Here is a 14967-nt window from a genome sequence, read left to right as displayed (position 1 = left end):
TAATTTAACCTTTTAGAATAAAAATTTCGCGTAATTTTACAATTTTTTGCTTTAATACTCGCTTGTAGCGGCACACGGCGTGGCTAAATTTTAAAATTTAATCGGATAGATTTTACTCGCCGCCGCTAAGGAGCTTTTCTTTCAGATCGAAAACATCGACCATTAAGCAGGTGATGATGACGCATATCACGCCCGGCGCGGTGCAGATGAAGAGGAATTTTAACCCCAAAAAATAAAATGACGGATAGGCAAAAAAGACGAATGCGCCGACGAAGATCAATCCGAACGACGCACCCACGAGGAAGTATAAGAAATTTCGCTTAAAATTAATGCTCATCGACGATCACGGCGCCCGCTAGATAAACGTAGCTTAAAACCATGAAAATAAAAGTCTGCAAAATCGCCATAAAAGTAAGCAGCGCAAACGGCACCATCGGCACTAGCGCAGGAGCGAGAGTAAGCATAACGAGCAGGAAGGTATCGTCGCCTTTGATATTACCGAAAAGTCGGAAAGAAAGCGATACGACGCGCGAAAAATGCGAGACGATCTCTATGACGAACATAAACGGCGCTAGGATTTTCACCGGGCCCATAAAGTGCTTTAGGTAGTTGATCACGCCATGCTCGCGAACGCCCTCAAAATGGTAATACAACCAAACGCAAAGCGTAAGCGAAAGGGTTAAATTTAAACTCGCGCTCGGCGACTCAAAGCCCGGCACCAAGCCGATAACGTTACTAAAAAATATCACAAATCCCAATGTTGCGATTAGCGGAAGATATTTTTTGGCTTGTTCCTCGCTGCCCATAGCGTCCTTACCGATCGTTAGTACGCCGCTTAGGTAGGCTTCGGCGATATTTTGCATGCCGTGTGGTACAAGCTGAAGCGAGCGAGTGGAGCAAAGCGCGACGGCTACGATGATAGCGACGACCAAAAAGAAGTAAAAAAGGTAGATAAAAGTGTGGTCGTAAGAAATTAAACCGCCGAAAAGGAAAATGTCTTTTAGCATAAAAACCCTTGATCGTTAAAATTTGAGGCGTATTTTACACTTCTATTCGTTAAAGTATATTTAAATTTGCGTCAGCGAGTAAAATTTTGAGCTTTGCGAGTTCTCACACCGCTTACTTGCCTAGCACTTTCGTCTAGCTTACGCGCCATTTATGCGGGAATTTTGCGTTTTTTTAGCATTTAACTTCACATTTTCAGCATTTCAGCAAATGACAAAATTTTAGCTGGTAACTACGGAATTTGCAGCTATACTGTTAATACTATTTTTGCAAAATAGAATTTATCTGGCACATACGGCGAAGCTCTAAGCCGGCTGGCGGTAAAATTTGTGTTTAAAGATACGAAAAGCACGATAAAATTTACCGCGATGGCACCGCGATAAATTCCAAGAATTCCAAGAATTCCAAGAATTCCAAGAATTCCAAGAATTCCAAGAATTCCACTCAGCTCAAAAAAATCATAGTTAAAATTTAGCAAACTCAGGACTTGATTGCTAAAATTTTATAAAATTTATATAAAAACCTTGACATCCCGCCACTCAATGTTGTATAATACTAGCAATCTTATAGAAAGAGTGCTAAAAGTGAAAACGAATAAACGTGATATGATCCTGGAATCCATCATTTCCGCCTATCTCGATAGCAACACCCCGATCGGATCTTCCGAGCTGGGTGAGCGTATGGGCGTAGCGATGTCCGCGTCTAGCATTCGAATTTATTTTAAGCGCTTAAGCGATGAGGGGGCTTTGACGCAGCTTCATGTAAGCGGTGGTAGAATCCCCACAGTTGCGACGATGCAGGATTACTGGCGCGCTAGACTTAGCTTCGACGATGAGTTAAAAATAGACGATGCTCGCGAGCTAGAAGCGGTGCTTGAGGATTTTGAAATTTACTGTATGATTTTCAACGCCGAAAACGAAGCCCTAAGTGAAGTCATCAATCACGATGATCGTTTCATAATCCTTACATTTAGAACGGATGAGATTATCTTAAAATACGATTTTAGAGTTTTTAAATTCCTATCAAATTTAATAGGAATTTCACTCGGAGATTTGGAGCTAGCTTCGATGCAGATCGGTCTGCGCGAGCTTAGCACCAAGATCAGGGAGCTAAAAAATTCTAAAATCGAATTTCTTTGTAACGAGGTCGTGGCGTATAAAATTTTCAAAGACGAGCGGTTTAAAATTTTACTCAACCCCTCGATCGCCGTAAATTTTACGAAAAATTTGATCTTCGCGCCCTACTTCGAGCACGGATTTATGGGGATCAAACGCCCCGTAAAATTCGAAGGTGAGGACGCTACGATGATCTGCGCAGGCAGCGTTTACGAGAATTACGAGAAATTTTTTAACTACGCTAAAGGAGTAGCATGAGCCATAAATTTAAAGAGCACGGCGATAAAAACGCAGCGTGCGATAGTGAAGAAAAAGAGGTTTGCGAGCAGTGCGCGTCAGAGGCGAGCGAGCCGCAAGAGGCGCAGACATGCGACGATACCGATGCGCAGATACAAAAGCTTCAAAACGAGCTGAGTGAGATCACCGATAAATTTTACCGCGCCAATGCGGATTTTGAAAATCTCAAAAAACGTTTGGAAAAAGAAAAAGATAGCGCTGTTGCTTACGCTAGCGAGAGCTTTGCAAAAGATCTGCTGCCTATTATCGACGCGCTTGAGGAAGCCGCCAAAATTGATGTGGAAGGTAATGAGCTTGCGGATAAAATCGAAGTTGGTGTAAAACAATGTCTAAGCCTTTTTACAAAGACTTTTGAAAAATACGGTATCGTTCCGATAGCGACGGACGGGGGATTTGATCCTAGCGTGCATAACGCCATCTCGATGATCGAGGCGGAGGGTGCAAACTCGGGCGATATAGTTCAGGTCTATCAAAAAGGCTATATGTATAAGCAGCGCGTTTTGCGTGCCGCTATGGTAGTGGTGGCGAAATAATCGTCCAAATTTTAAAATTTTAAATTCAACACAAAGGATAACAAATGGCAAAAGTCATAGGCATCGACCTAGGAACAACAAACTCGTGCGTAAGCATATTTGAGCGTGGCGAGAGCAAGATCATACCGAACAAAGAGGGTAAAAACACCACTCCGTCGGTAGTCGCTTTCACTGACAAAGGCGAGGTTTTAGTAGGCGACAGCGCCAAGCGCCAAGCAGTCACCAACCCAGAAAAAACGATCTACTCGATCAAGCGCATCATGGGTCTTATGATGAATGAGAAAAATGCGCAGGAGGCCAAAAAGCGCCTACCGTATAAAATCATCGACCGAAATGGCGCGTGCGCGGTAGAGATCGCGGGCAAGGTTTATACGCCGCAAGAAATTTCAGCCAAGGTGCTAATCAAGCTAAAAGAGGACGCTGAGGCGTTTTTGGGCGAGCCCGTCGTAGATGCGGTCATCACCGTGCCTGCATATTTCAACGACAGCCAAAGAAAGGCGACGAAAGAAGCAGGAACAATCGCGGGCTTAAACGTGCTTCGTATCATCAACGAGCCGACCGCAGCGGCGCTTGCGTATGGACTGGATAAAAAAGAATCCGAAAAGATCGTAGTTTACGATCTGGGCGGCGGTACATTCGACGTAACCGTGCTAGAAACCGGCGATAGCGTTGTAGAAGTTTTAGCTACCGGCGGTAATGCATTTTTGGGCGGCGATGATTTCGATAACAAACTGATCGACTTTTTAACCTCAGAATTTCAATCTGAAACAGGCATCGACTTGCGCGGCGACGTCATGGCCATGCAGCGTCTAAAAGAGGCTGCGGAAAACGCCAAAAAAGAGCTAAGCAGCGCGATGGAAACGACGGTAAATTTACCTTTCATCACTGCTGATGCCACCGGTCCAAAGCACCTAATGAAAACCATCACTAGAGCTAAATTTGAAAGTATGATCGATTCTTTGGTAGATGAGACCATAAGCACTCTCAAAAAGGTCGTAAGCGATGCAGGTCTTAGCATGAACGACATAAAAGAGGTCGTCATGGTTGGCGGCTCGACGCGCGTGCCACTCGTGCAAGAGGAGGTCAAAAAGGCTTTCGGCAAGGAGCTAAATAAGAGTGTGAACCCTGACGAAGTCGTAGCGATCGGCGCGGCGATCCAAGGCGCCGTCATCAAAGGCGACGTAAAAGACGTGCTACTACTCGACGTCACTCCGCTAAGCCTCGGCATTGAAACCCTAGGTGGCGTGATGACCAAGATCATCGAGAAGGGAACTACGATACCTACGAAAAAATCTCAAACCTTCTCGACAGCAGAGGATAACCAAAGCGCCGTTACGATCAACGTCTTGCAGGGCGAGCGCGAGTTTGCGAAGGACAACAAATCGCTAGGAAATTTCAATCTTGAAGGCATCATGCCAGCTCCTCGCGGCGTGCCGCAGATCGAGGTGGAATTTAATATCGATGCGAACGGAATTTTAACCGTTTCGGCAAAAGACAAAGCCACCGGCAAAGCAACCGATATCCGCATCACCGGCTCAAGCGGCTTAAGCGACGCCGAGATCGATAAGATGGTAAAGGACGCCGAGCTTCACAAAGAGGAAGACAACAAGCGCAAAGAAACCGTCGAGGCACGCAACCAAGCCGATGGCATTGCACATCAAACCGAAAAGAGCCTAAGCGAGATGGGCGAGAAGGTACCGGGTGATCTACGCGCTAAGATCGAGGGCGCACTAAATGATCTAAAAGCCGTGCTAAAGGATGAAAACGCGAGCAAGGAAGCGATAAACTCTAAAGTAGAAGCCCTAAGCAAGGTCGCCGAGGATCTATACAAGGCTGCCAGCGCAAATCAAGGTGCGCAAGGCGGATCGCAAAGCAGCGGTGCAAACGGCGGCAAAAAAGACGACGACGTCATCGACGCCGAAGTCGAATAGCTCGCTCGCGCAAAGTGAAATTTTATAGCCGCGCGCTCGGTAGTTTTGCCTGCGCTTGAAAAGTAATTTTACCGGCGCGCGGCAGAAGCGACCCCATAAACCGCACATAAAATTTCATAGCTTCACAGACTCGGGCGTTTTTCATACGCCCGAGCTTAACTGCTACTTCAAATTAAATTCCCAACAAACTAAAATTTTGAGTCACACATAAATACTACTAAATTTTGCGCTGTATAAATACCGCTAGACATTAAAGTATATCCGAATGCGACTGAAATTTCTCCGTGCCGATCTCAAATATAGCTGAAATTTTAAGCCTATCGCCTACAAACGAAGCTGCGATAAATTTAAACGTATGGCTAGAAAGTAAAAAATGTATCATAAAAAGACGCGGTAAAAAGCGCCCGCTAAATTTTAGAGGCAAAAGAGCTAAATTTAAAGGCGCGCAGATTGATTTATGAAAAAGCAAAAGCCCAAAGGCGGCGATTCGCCTTTGGGCTTTAAATTTAGCCTTATTTAGCTAGAGCTAATTCTTGCGAGTATTCGCATCAGGGGTGAAAAGCGGCTTATTTAGCAGCTTGAAATCGCCCACGAACTTCTGCCCCTTCTCGCTAGTGATCCATTTAATGAAGCGCTGCGCGTTTTCGTAGTCGGCTTTTGGGCAGTGCTTCGGATTGACCGCGATTACGGAGTAAAAATTCTTCAGATCGTTATCGCCTTCGTTGATGATAACCATATCGGGATTGCCCTTTTTATTGTCCTCGTATTTGATGTAGGTGCCGCGATCGGTGAAGGTCACGCCCTTTTGCTCGGCGGCTGCGTTGATCGTAGCGATCATGCCCTGACCGGTTTGGTTATACCACGCTTCGTTTTCAGGAACGGCGCCCTCTACCTTTTTCCAAATACCTTTCTCTTTGTTATCGGTGCCCGATTTATCGCCGCGAGAGAAAAATTTAATCTTCTCCGCCTTGATTAGCTCAAACGAGCCCTTAAGGTCCTTGCCTTTAAATTTAGGCGCGATGGATTTATCGGCGATGAGGATAAAATCGTTATACATAACGGGCGTGCGATCAACGCCGAAGCCTTTTTCTACAAATTCTTTCTCGACCTTCGGCGAATGCACGAAAAGTATGTCCGCATCGCAGTTCTCGCCAAGCTTTAGAGCAGCACCTGTGCCTACCGCCGTCCATTTGATATCGACGCCGGTTTCCGCCTTATACGCAGGATAGATAGCGTCTAGCAAGCCCGTATTATCGGTGCTCGTTGTAGTTGCCATCACCAAATCGTTATCGGCGGCAAAAAGGCTCGCACTAAGAGCGAGCGAAACAAAAAATATTTTTTTCATGTTATCTCCTTTAAAAAATATGCTATTATAGCATATAAATTTGTCAGAATAGAACATTTAGGACACAATCTTGGACTTTATTTTAGAAGGAATTTTAAGTGCATTCGGGCTGCTTTTTAACGGCGATGCGGAGACCTTTTCGGCGATTAAGGCGACGCTTTATACTTCGAGCATCTCGATACTTTTTGCGATTATAACCGGCTTTCCGATAGGATTTATCCTCGGATTTTACGAATTTCGCGCTCGCAGAACGCTTAGGCTTTTAAGCGACGTAGCGCTTGCGATGCCCACTGTAGCGATAGGACTGATCCTTTACGCTTTCATCTCCAGAAACGGCCCTTTTGGCGAGCTGGGGCTGCTTTTTACGCTCAAGGCCGTGATGCTCGGGCAGTTTGTGCTGGCACTTCCCATCATCGTCTCGCTAAGCGCCAGCGTCATCGAAAATATGGACAAAAAACACTATCTAAACATTATGAACTACCGACTAAGCCCGCTAAATTTAATCCTTTGCGTGCTTTACGAGCTGCGCTACGCCCTGCTGGTCGTCATCGCCACCGCTTACGGGCGGATCGTCGCGGAAGTGGGCGTAGCGATGATGATCGGCGGCAATATCAAATATTTCACCCGCACGATCACCACGGCGATCTCGCTTGAGACCAACAAGGGCGAGTTTGCGATGGGTATAGCGCTCGCGCTGGTGCTGATTTTGATAGCGTTTGCGGTAAATTTAGCAATCCACGCGCTAAAAAGGTTAGATCGATGAGAGCAGATAAACTAAAGCGTCCGAGCAAAAATTTCACGGACAAAAACCGCGCGGAGCGGGAGCGCGAAAATTTTATAAGCGAAAATTTCACGGACGCAAATTCCGCCTCTGAGAATTCTACGGACATAAATTCTACGCACGTAAATTTCGCCGCCGAGAATTCTGCGAATAAAAATTCCACTGCGGCAAATTATAAGAGTAAAAATTCTGCGACCGAGAATTCCATTAGCACAAATTCTGCGAGTGAAAATTCTACGAATGAAAATTTCGTAAATGAGAATTCTGCGACCGAGAATTTCGCGAGTGAGAATTCTACCGCCGCGCGATCTGTACCCGATAGCGAGCTGATCTCGGTGCGGGATCTAGTGCTGCGCTACGGACGGAGCGAAATTCTAAATATCCCTAGCCTCGATCTAAATACGAGCGGCATCACAGCGCTTTTGGGTTCCAACGGCAGCGGCAAATCCACGCTACTGCGAATTTTGTCCTTTTTGCAGCATCCAAGCAGCGGTAGCGTGGAACTTTGGGGGCAGCGTGCGCCATCTTTGCAGACGCTGCGGCAGACCTGCTTGCTGCTGCCCGAACCCGTGCTTTTAAAACGCGGCGTGGAGCAAAATTTTAAATTTGCGCTCAAAAGTCGCGGCGCGCTTGCGGAATTTGACGAGCGAGTGGATGAGGCGCTCAGCCTAACGGGACTTGATAGAAGTTTTTTATCAAAGAAGCATTTCGAGCTTAGCTCGGGGCAGACGCAGCGCATCGCGTTTGCGCTCGCTCTGGCGCAGCGCGCGAAGCTCTATCTGCTCGACGAGCCGACCAACAGCCTCGATCTTGCCGCTTCCAAGCTCTTTGCGCGCGCGATTTTATTTATGCGAAGTCGCTACGGCTGCGGTTTTATCATCGCCAGCCACGACGAGAAATGGCTCAGCGCGATCGCGCAAAGAAGCGTATTTCTGCATCGCGGCAAGATATGCGAGTTCGAATACAAAAATATCTTTGACGTACAAAACGGGATTTTAAAATTTTCTGATGAAATTTCGCTGCGCCTTGAAAAGGGGCTCGCACGCGCTCGCAAAATCGCGATAAATCCGAGTAAAATTTTATTATCCCAAAGCCCGTTTGAGCGCTGCTTCGCGGGGATTTTGCACTCGGTTTCGCTTCAGTACGGCTCCTCGCTGCTCATCAAGATCAAGGCGGGCGACGTGTTGCTAAAATGCGTCACGGCGCAGGATGAGCGTCGCTGGAGCGCAGGCGAGAGGATCTATTTTGGATTTGAAGACGGCGCGTTTTTAGGGCTGGAGTAGTTCTGCGCGAAGTGCGGATAAGCTTAATTTTACTTTTATAATTTTTATTTGCGCGGCACTAATAAATTTTATTTCTGCCTCAAATTTTTACTGCGAACCATCTAGCGCGGCGTGCCCGGCGAAACAGAGCGCATAAAATTTGCATCTTTAAATTTTAAAATTTACAGGCAGGGCTTTACCTGGCGGCGCAGTGTGAAATTTTGAAATTCCATTGCTAAGAAATTTTAAAGCTTAGCCGCGAATACAGCTAACGGGATTTTGAAATTCCACAATTTCTAGGCGCGGAATTTCAAATTCTAAATTTTAACTCCGCGGAATTTGCCCGCAAATTTACGAACGAAATTATATGTTCCTCCGAGGAACACGCCGTTTGTCTACAGTGCAAAAGCGGAACGATAGTAAGAATTCTATGGCATAAAACTCGCGCAAAATTCTAAAAAGACGGCATGGAATTTCGATAAATTTTAAAAACAGCGCAGAATTTTACAAAATTTTACAAGCTCAAAAAAAGCGGCAAAGTTCCAACCTCACGCTACTTAAATTTTCCCGCCGAACATCTCATACATCGCCTTTTCTTCGCCCCAAAGCTCGCGGTGCTTTTTGATGCAGGATTTTATCGCGCCAACTAAATAGAGCACGTCGCGCTCGGTGTGCGTATAGTGCAGGCTCACGCGCACGAAGCCGGGCTTGCTCTCGGGCATGCGCCCCTCCTTGATACCCAGCAGATCGTGAGCGTACGGCCCCGCGCACATCACGCCCGCGCGCGTCTGGATACCGAAGTCGTTGCTAAGGCTCGCGGCGAAATCATACGCCGAGACGCCGCGCACGTTAAAAGAAATTATCGGCAACCGCGGCGCGCCCTTTGGAGCGTAGTTTATGACCTCGTCAATGCCCGCTAGCTCGCTCTCAAAAAGCCGCGCGAGCTCGTCTTCGGCGCTTTTTATCCTCTCAAAGCCCACCTCGTTTCGCAGCGCGTAGGCTAAATTTGCCCGCATGAGCCCGATAATAGGCGGCGTGCCGCCCTCCTCTAGCTGCTCGGGGTTTTTCAAAAATACGTGCCCTTCGCGGCTAGCGTAGGCGACCGTCCCGCCCGCGGCAAACGTCGGTACATCGCTGTTAAGCAGCTCCTTTTTGATCGCCAAAAGCCCGCAGCTAGCAGGTCCGCCAAGTAACTTATGCGGCGAGAGAAAAATCGCGTCGAAATGATCGCAGTCTAAATTTGCGTGAGAGCTCAGCGCTGCGCAGTCAAAAGCGACGATACCGCCTGCGGCTCTGATTAGCTCGCTAATCTTTTTATAATCGCTAATGACGCCCGTGACGTTTGAGGCGGCGCTAAACGAGCCGATGATGCGGCGTGTTGCGTTAAGCTTTAGGATGCGCTCAAGCGCAATCAGATCGATCTCGCCGCCCTCGCTAAGCGGCACGCGCAGGTAGTCGCAAAGCCCCTCGCGGAAGCTAAGCTCGTTTGAGTGGTGTTCGTATGGCGAAACAAGCACGAGCGGAAGCTGCGCGGTGCGTAAATTTGCCTCGCCGATCGCGCTTCTGGTCGCAGGCGGCAGATAGATGCCAAGCAGCTCCTGAAATTTTTTGATCGCGGCCGTCGCGCCCTGCCCGCAGGCAATGAGGCAAAACCGCTCGTCAAGCCCAAGTAGCTTTTTTAGGCTCTCGCGCGCGCCCTCGTAGCGCTTCTGCGTGATGATCGCGCTTGAGCTACTGTCGGAGTGGGTGTTGGCGTAGGTTTTTAAAATTTCGCCTATCTCGCGCTCTACGGGCTCGTAAGCAAGCCCCGAAGCCGCGAAATCAAAATAGTGCACGCCTTGTTTTAGGATGATATTTTTTCGAATTTCGTCTAAGCTTAGCATTCTCGGCCTTTAAAATTTAAGTGATTAATTATAGTGAAATTTGGATTAATTTAAGGCTTTACGGCCTGGCAGAAAGAAATTTTAATGAGAATTTAGAAAAGCTTTGTCCAACTATATCGCTTAATTTCTGATGCTATATAGTTTTACTCCTTCAAATTTATTGATTACTATCTAGTTTTTTAGCTGCTTCTTGTCTTAGAATTTCGGCATAATCTTTTATATCTATTTTCTCGCCGTTATGTAGAATTTCCACTTTCGCTTCTTCTAGCATTTCCTCAAAATTTAAATATTTAAAAAATGTCTCAATATCGAATGCCTCAGTACTATTTTTATCTTTGAGGCTGCTTTTTTGCAAAATCTCTTCATCGCTTAGCCCATTGCCGCAAAGAGCTTTATATCTATCGATTTTCATATTATAGAAATTTAATATTTTGATGTCCGGTTCTAGCTTAGTACATTTTTTATCGTTTGGCATATAACCGAAAAATTTTATAAAATCTTTTTCTTTCCAGTATCTATCGGTTCCTTTTTCCCTCTCTTCATTATTTTTAACTTCCCATCTGCCTCGAAGAGCCCAATCATATGATTCTAAAATCTTTTCTCCATAGCAGTAATCGTTCATATGATTTATGTAAGATATTTTCTTTTTTATGGTCCCGAGTAAAGAATTTAAACATTGTTCCTGAACCATTATAAATTCTTCTTGCGTTGGTATACCCGCAATATTGTATTTGACTAATAAATCTAGCATCGGCTTATAATATAGCAAGTCCACTAGCTCTGTATAAACAGAATGCTGGAACGATATATCTTTAGCCATCTTATAGTTTATATAATAAGTATGTATATATTTTGGATCAGGTTTCATCCCTTGTTTAAAAGCTATTTCTGCAATCTCCGTCAAACCATTACTTATAGCATAATAAAGGATACTATCTACGTCACCCTTTGGACCGTCTCTTCTCACGATGCAATCTGCAAAATTATGAGTTTTATGTATCCCATTTTCATCTACTATTATATTTAGATTTATAATTTTATAGATAGGGCAGTCCAGATACCATTGTATAGCCTTCACCTCCTCAAATTTAACTCCGTTATCCAAAAGTAGTCTTACTGCTTTGGTAGCATTATTTTCTATCGCATAAGCCATAGCGGATAGCTTGTATTCGTCTTTTTTATGTATATCCGCACCTAGCTTTATAAGCTCTTGAGTGGTATTTGTATCATCCCAAAAGCTAGAATACATCACTGGCGTTACCCCTCCGTGCATAATATGATCGACAGATAGATTGTTATCTTTCATAAATTTTAAAATTTTATCAGTTTGCTTGCTTTTTAAAAGCCTTTTTAGCTCTACGTCGATGGCGGGTTCTTTGAATACGTTTTTTGGATTTGAATTATAATCTATATCCCAATGTCTAAATGCAAAACTTTGCATCTCCGCTTCGCTTACATACTTATCAAGTCCCGCTTCTTTAGTAGTATCGGAGCCTATCGTAATAGTGTAGTGAGATTGAGATTTATGAAGTCCTACTCTTCCGCTTACGAATAGATACAAAATAAGGCAAGCAAAAACTGCAATGAATTGCAATATGGCTTTTAAATATTTCAAAATTTCCCCTTAGAATTAATTAGGAGGATTATATCTTAAATCAAATTAAATCGAAATTTTACATGGCGGGCGGGTAAAATTTTATATAAATTTAGCCCGCAAGCCTTGAAATTTTAAAGTTTAGAAGATAAATGCGTATTTAGAATTTTAATTAGCTTTATTCTAGATCGCTCAAAAGATCCGCTAAGCTCACGCTCGATAGGGATTTTTTAAAATCATTCTGAATGCGGGCAAAGCGCGGCGCGAGTACCGCCTCGATCTTGCCACCCACGGGGCAGGCGCTAGGCGAGCCTTTGTGTAGGCGAAACATCGCGTCCTCCTCGCTCACCGCCTCGTAAATGTCTAAAAGCGTGATCGCGCGCGCGTCGCGAGCCAGTGTGATGCCACCCACGCCCGCGGTCGTGAGCACCAAGGCCGCGTTTTTTAGCTGCGAGATCAGCTTGCGCGCGATGGCGGGGTTTATCCCCGAGCTTGCGGCGACGAAATCGCCCGTGACCTTCTCCTCGCGAAAATACGCGACGCAAAGCATGATGTGAACCGCGAGTGAAAATTTGATACCTACCTGCATAACCGGCCTTGATTTAAATTTAAAACCGCACGTTAGTTCCATACGGCATTATTTTAGCTAAATTACGCAAAATTTTAAACTCACGCCCTCTCGCCGACTGCGGTAAAGCGCTTTTGCACGAAATTTCTATTTTTTAGCTCGTCAATGATCGCGATCGCAAGATCGGCGTAGCTGATGTAGCTCTCGTTTTGCGAGTTTAGTATGACGTGATCGTTGCCAAGGACGTATTTGCCGGTGCGAACGCCGTTTGCGTCGTAGTCTCCGGCAGGCGAGACGTAGGTCCAAAGCACGTCAGATTTGGTTTTTAGCTCAAAAAACGACTCCGCAGCCGCCCTTGCCACGCCCATATACTCAGGCGAGAAGTCAGGCGTATCCATAGCCATAGTGCCTTTATCGTCCACGTATAGCGTACCCGCGCCGCCGATGACTAGTAACCTCGTTTTCGTACCGCTAAGCGCGTCTGCAAGGTGTTTTGCTACCTTTTTATGAAGGGGGAACGTTTCTGGCGTCCAAGCCGCAAATGCGCTGATAACGGCGTCAAAGCCCTCCAAATCGGCTTTGCTAAGCTCAAAAACGTCTTTATAAACGACTTTTACGTCGCCGTTTTTATACTCTTTGTTTCGCACGATAGCCGTTACGTCATGCCCCTGTTTTAGGGCCTCTTGCACCAAATTTAAACCTGATTTTCCATTTGCTCCGATGATTGCTACTTTCATTGTTTCTCCTTTAAATTTGATTTGTTTTTATTTCTGCGTAAATTTACAGCCAGCTTGGCTTTACGTCCTCGCTTATCACGCCGTCACTCATCGTATACTGCTCCAGGCTGCCGCGTTTGGTCTGGATACAGATAAACTTCATCCCCTGCGCGCCCGCCTTGAAGCATCTCTTGCCCGCCGGATCGATGCGGATCGCGTCGCCCTCGCTGACCGCCTTCTCCTCGCCGTCTATAAAAAGCGCGTCGCCGCCTTTTAGCACCAAATAAAGCTCCTCATTTTGCTTGTGCGAATGCACGAACGGCACGCTCGCGTTTGCGGGAAGCTCATTGATAGAAAGCTCGCATCCGCTTAAATTTAGAGCGTCTTTCAGCTCGACTCTCGGCTCATTTTTCGTTGAAACGATCTTGTAGTTTGACATCTTTTTCTCATTAGAAATTTTTTGTTGTAATGCTATAACTTACAACCTATGAGCGAAGTATAATAAAATTTTGTTGTAATGTCAAGAGTTACAGCAAAAATTCCAAAATTTGACGCAAAATTTAAAATCAGCTAAAATCCGCGCGATTTTAACCGAAGGATTTTTATGCAAAATAGCGCATTTAAGGCGTTTGCAATCGCGCTTGATGACGCGCCGAGGCTAGTGGAAGAGTTTAGCAAGTTAAAGACATCGGCAAGCGCACAATCGCCGAGCCAGAAGGCGATATGGATAAAATTTAAGCGCTTTTTTGGGGTATAATGTATCTAAAATTTGCCGAAAAACGAGGTTTAAAATGCACGAAAACCACGCCCATTGCGCGCATTCGCACGCGTCAAATAAAACCGTTTTGAGAAATTCTTTCCTTATGATATCCGCTTTTATGCTGATCGAGGTCGCGGGCGGCATGGCGACGAATTCGCTCGCCCTGCTCTCGGACGCCGGACACATGCTCTCGGACGCCGCGGCGCTCGGGCTTTCGCTGTTTGCGTTTAAATTCGGCGAACGCAAAGGCAATCTGCAAAAGACCTTCGGCTACAGGCGGATCGAAATTTTAGCCGCGACGATAAACGCCCTCGCCCTCGTCGCGATCGCCGTTTTGATCGTCATCGAGGCGGCCAGGCGCCTAAAAAACCCGCCCGAAGTAGCCACCGCAGGTATGCTTGCCATCAGCACGCTGGGTCTTGCCATAAACATCATCGTGGCGATTTACATGCTACGCGGCGGCGACGTGAGAGAAAACGTCAATATGCGCGGCGCTTATGCGCACGTGCTGGGCGACGCTCTGGGCTCGGTGGGCGCGATCACGGCGGCACTGCTGATGATGTGTTTTGGCTGGGGCTGGGCGGATGCGGCAGCTAGCGTGCTCGTGGCCGTGCTCATCGTAAAAAGCGGCTGGGGCGTGCTAAAAGACAGCCTAAACATCCTGATGGAGGGCTCGCCAAAGGGCGTGTGCCTGGACGGGCTCGTCGCGCAGATCAGGGGCGTGGACGGCGTGCTTTCGGTGCACGACCTGCACGTCTGGAGTATCACGAGCGGCGCAAACGCGCTCACGGCTCACATCGTAGTTAGCGGCGAGCTAAGCGTGCGCGAGGCGGAGCGGATCTTGCACGAAATATCGCACGAAATGGAGCATCTGGGCATCACGCACACAACGCTACAGCTTGAAAGCAGCGAAAACGAGTGTGGCGGCGAGCTCATCTGCGAAGTAAAATCAAATGGCAGTGACGGGCATTTGGGGCATCATCATTAAAATTTAGATTTAAAATTTGGCTTGAGTTTGAAATTTTAAATTTGCCCGCGCCGCGGAATTTCGGAATTTTAGAATTTTGAGATTTTAAAATTCTGTGTCTGTTATGAAATTTTAAATCCCTACGCGTGGTGGAATTTTAAAATTTCGCCCCGCGGACGCCATTTAAAAATCAGGCGCTGTACGCGCAAA

At 46.3% G+C, this 14967-nt stretch carries 17 protein-coding genes; 7 read left to right on the top strand and 10 right to left on the bottom strand.

Annotation, left to right across the window (positions count from 1 at the left end):
- Positions 1 to 112: 112 nt before the first annotated feature.
- From Q0198_RS05925 to Q0198_RS05915, 3 genes are all read right to left on the bottom strand, one after another.
- Positions 113 to 337 carry a hypothetical protein gene (locus Q0198_RS05925; protein WP_297896069.1) on the bottom strand — a complete coding sequence of 75 codons (225 nt, stop codon included), beginning with the start codon at positions 335 to 337 and terminating at the stop codon, positions 113 to 115.
- The gene (locus tag Q0198_RS05920) at positions 327 to 1007 is read right to left on the bottom strand and encodes a F0F1 ATP synthase subunit A (protein WP_177387592.1); all 681 of its coding nucleotides are present in this window, start codon (positions 1005 to 1007) and stop codon (positions 327 to 329) included. Before Q0198_RS05920 ends, Q0198_RS05925 begins: the two co-directional genes overlap by 11 nt.
- Before the next feature lie 245 nt (positions 1008 to 1252).
- A complete protein-coding gene (locus Q0198_RS05915) occupies positions 1253 to 1483 on the bottom strand; it encodes a hypothetical protein (RefSeq protein ID WP_297896067.1) in 231 nt (76 codons plus the stop codon).
- Between the two features lie 106 nt (positions 1484 to 1589).
- On the opposite strand from Q0198_RS05915, the gene Q0198_RS05910 reads away from it, so the two are divergent.
- Genes Q0198_RS05910 through dnaK form a run of 3 tightly spaced genes read left to right on the top strand, consistent with a single transcriptional unit; the run spans position 1590 to position 4881 of the window.
- A complete protein-coding gene (locus Q0198_RS05910) occupies positions 1590 to 2378 on the top strand; it encodes an HrcA family transcriptional regulator (RefSeq protein WP_297896065.1) in 789 nt (262 codons plus the stop codon).
- On the top strand, positions 2375 to 2950 hold the full coding sequence (gene grpE / locus Q0198_RS05905) for a nucleotide exchange factor GrpE (RefSeq protein WP_297896063.1): 576 nt from the start codon (positions 2375 to 2377) through the stop codon (positions 2948 to 2950). Before Q0198_RS05910 ends, grpE begins: the two co-directional genes overlap by 4 nt.
- Before the next feature lie 44 nt (positions 2951 to 2994).
- Complete coding sequence (dnaK, locus tag Q0198_RS05900) at positions 2995 to 4881, top strand: molecular chaperone DnaK (protein WP_297896056.1); 1887 nt, start codon at positions 2995 to 2997, stop codon at positions 4879 to 4881.
- A gap of 250 nt (positions 4882 to 5131) precedes the next feature.
- Here the strand turns inward: dnaK and Q0198_RS05895 are convergent, their stop codons facing one another.
- Together Q0198_RS05895 and tupA are read right to left on the bottom strand one after the other, a co-directional pair.
- Positions 5132 to 5263, bottom strand: coding sequence for a hypothetical protein (locus Q0198_RS05895; RefSeq protein ID WP_297896054.1), 132 nt, complete (start codon positions 5261 to 5263; stop codon positions 5132 to 5134).
- A gap of 144 nt (positions 5264 to 5407) precedes the next feature.
- Positions 5408 to 6226, bottom strand: coding sequence for a tungstate ABC transporter substrate-binding protein TupA (gene tupA, locus Q0198_RS05890; RefSeq protein WP_291937738.1), 819 nt, complete (start codon positions 6224 to 6226; stop codon positions 5408 to 5410).
- 70 nt (positions 6227 to 6296) lie between these two features.
- On the opposite strand from tupA, the gene tupB reads away from it, so the two are divergent.
- Together tupB and tupC are read left to right on the top strand one after the other, a co-directional pair.
- Complete coding sequence (gene tupB / locus Q0198_RS05885) at positions 6297 to 6989, top strand: tungstate ABC transporter permease TupB (RefSeq protein ID WP_297896052.1); 693 nt, start codon at positions 6297 to 6299, stop codon at positions 6987 to 6989.
- Entirely contained in the window at positions 6986 to 8290 is a 1305-nt protein-coding gene (gene tupC / locus Q0198_RS05880) for a tungstate ABC transporter ATP-binding protein TupC (protein ID WP_297896050.1), read from the top strand. The genes tupB and tupC overlap by 4 nt, the downstream gene beginning before the upstream one ends.
- A 536-nt stretch (positions 8291 to 8826) precedes the next feature.
- On the opposite strand, the gene Q0198_RS05875 is transcribed toward tupC, so the two are convergent.
- The 5 genes from Q0198_RS05875 to Q0198_RS05855 form a co-directional block, all read right to left on the bottom strand.
- Complete coding sequence (locus Q0198_RS05875) at positions 8827 to 10152, bottom strand: aminotransferase class V-fold PLP-dependent enzyme (protein ID WP_297896048.1); 1326 nt, start codon at positions 10150 to 10152, stop codon at positions 8827 to 8829.
- A gap of 157 nt (positions 10153 to 10309) precedes the next feature.
- Positions 10310 to 11767 carry an ankyrin repeat domain-containing protein gene (locus Q0198_RS05870; protein ID WP_297896046.1) on the bottom strand — a complete coding sequence of 486 codons (1458 nt, stop codon included), beginning with the start codon at positions 11765 to 11767 and terminating at the stop codon, positions 10310 to 10312.
- 157 nt (positions 11768 to 11924) lie between these two features.
- A complete protein-coding gene (locus tag Q0198_RS05865; protein WP_297896044.1) occupies positions 11925 to 12335 on the bottom strand; it encodes an Rrf2 family transcriptional regulator in 411 nt (136 codons plus the stop codon).
- Between the two features lie 80 nt (positions 12336 to 12415).
- Positions 12416 to 13051: an NAD(P)H-binding protein gene (locus Q0198_RS05860; RefSeq protein WP_297896042.1), complete on the bottom strand. Its 636-nt coding sequence runs from the start codon at positions 13049 to 13051 to the stop codon at positions 12416 to 12418.
- Positions 13052 to 13094: 43 nt separating this feature from the next.
- On the bottom strand, positions 13095 to 13469 hold the full coding sequence (locus tag Q0198_RS05855; protein ID WP_297896040.1) for a cupin domain-containing protein: 375 nt from the start codon (positions 13467 to 13469) through the stop codon (positions 13095 to 13097).
- 165 nt (positions 13470 to 13634) lie between these two features.
- On the opposite strand from Q0198_RS05855, the gene Q0198_RS05850 reads away from it, so the two are divergent.
- Both Q0198_RS05850 and Q0198_RS05845 read left to right on the top strand, forming a co-directional pair.
- The gene (locus Q0198_RS05850) at positions 13635 to 13787 is read left to right on the top strand and encodes a hypothetical protein (protein ID WP_297896038.1); all 153 of its coding nucleotides are present in this window, start codon (positions 13635 to 13637) and stop codon (positions 13785 to 13787) included.
- A 34-nt stretch (positions 13788 to 13821) separates the two neighbouring features.
- Positions 13822 to 14778, top strand: a complete 957-nt coding sequence (locus Q0198_RS05845) for a cation diffusion facilitator family transporter (protein WP_297896035.1) — start codon at positions 13822 to 13824, stop codon at positions 14776 to 14778.
- Positions 14779 to 14967 lie beyond the last annotated feature (189 nt).

The sequence above is a fragment of the uncultured Campylobacter sp. genome, from assembly GCF_938045205.1.
GTDB lineage: Bacteria > Campylobacterota > Campylobacteria > Campylobacterales > Campylobacteraceae > Campylobacter_B.
Note: the sequence above shows the minus strand (reverse complement) of the source record. Positions and strands in the feature narration are given on the sequence as shown.

Excerpts from the sequence above, each read along its gene's own strand:
- Q0198_RS05925 (WP_297896069.1), bottom strand. The coding sequence starts at position 337 with ATGAGCATTAATTTTAAGCGAAATTTCTTATACTTCCTCGTGGGTGCG.
- Q0198_RS05920 (WP_177387592.1), bottom strand. The coding sequence starts at position 1,007 with ATGCTAAAAGACATTTTCCTTTTCGGCGGTTTAATTTCTTACGACCAC.
- grpE (WP_297896063.1), top strand. The coding sequence starts at position 2,375 with ATGAGCCATAAATTTAAAGAGCACGGCGATAAAAACGCAGCGTGCGAT.
- dnaK (WP_297896056.1), top strand. The coding sequence starts at position 2,995 with ATGGCAAAAGTCATAGGCATCGACCTAGGAACAACAAACTCGTGCGTA.
- Q0198_RS05895 (WP_297896054.1), bottom strand. The coding sequence starts at position 5,263 with ATGATACATTTTTTACTTTCTAGCCATACGTTTAAATTTATCGCAGCT.
- tupA (WP_291937738.1), bottom strand. The coding sequence starts at position 6,226 with ATGAAAAAAATATTTTTTGTTTCGCTCGCTCTTAGTGCGAGCCTTTTT.
- tupC (WP_297896050.1), top strand. The coding sequence starts at position 6,986 with ATGAGAGCAGATAAACTAAAGCGTCCGAGCAAAAATTTCACGGACAAA.
- Q0198_RS05875 (WP_297896048.1), bottom strand. The coding sequence starts at position 10,152 with ATGCTAAGCTTAGACGAAATTCGAAAAAATATCATCCTAAAACAAGGC.
- Q0198_RS05865 (WP_297896044.1), bottom strand. The coding sequence starts at position 12,335 with ATGCAGGTAGGTATCAAATTTTCACTCGCGGTTCACATCATGCTTTGC.
- Q0198_RS05860 (WP_297896042.1), bottom strand. The coding sequence starts at position 13,051 with ATGAAAGTAGCAATCATCGGAGCAAATGGAAAATCAGGTTTAAATTTG.
- Q0198_RS05855 (WP_297896040.1), bottom strand. The coding sequence starts at position 13,469 with ATGTCAAACTACAAGATCGTTTCAACGAAAAATGAGCCGAGAGTCGAG.
- Q0198_RS05850 (WP_297896038.1), top strand. The coding sequence starts at position 13,635 with ATGCAAAATAGCGCATTTAAGGCGTTTGCAATCGCGCTTGATGACGCG.
- Q0198_RS05845 (WP_297896035.1), top strand. The coding sequence starts at position 13,822 with ATGCACGAAAACCACGCCCATTGCGCGCATTCGCACGCGTCAAATAAA.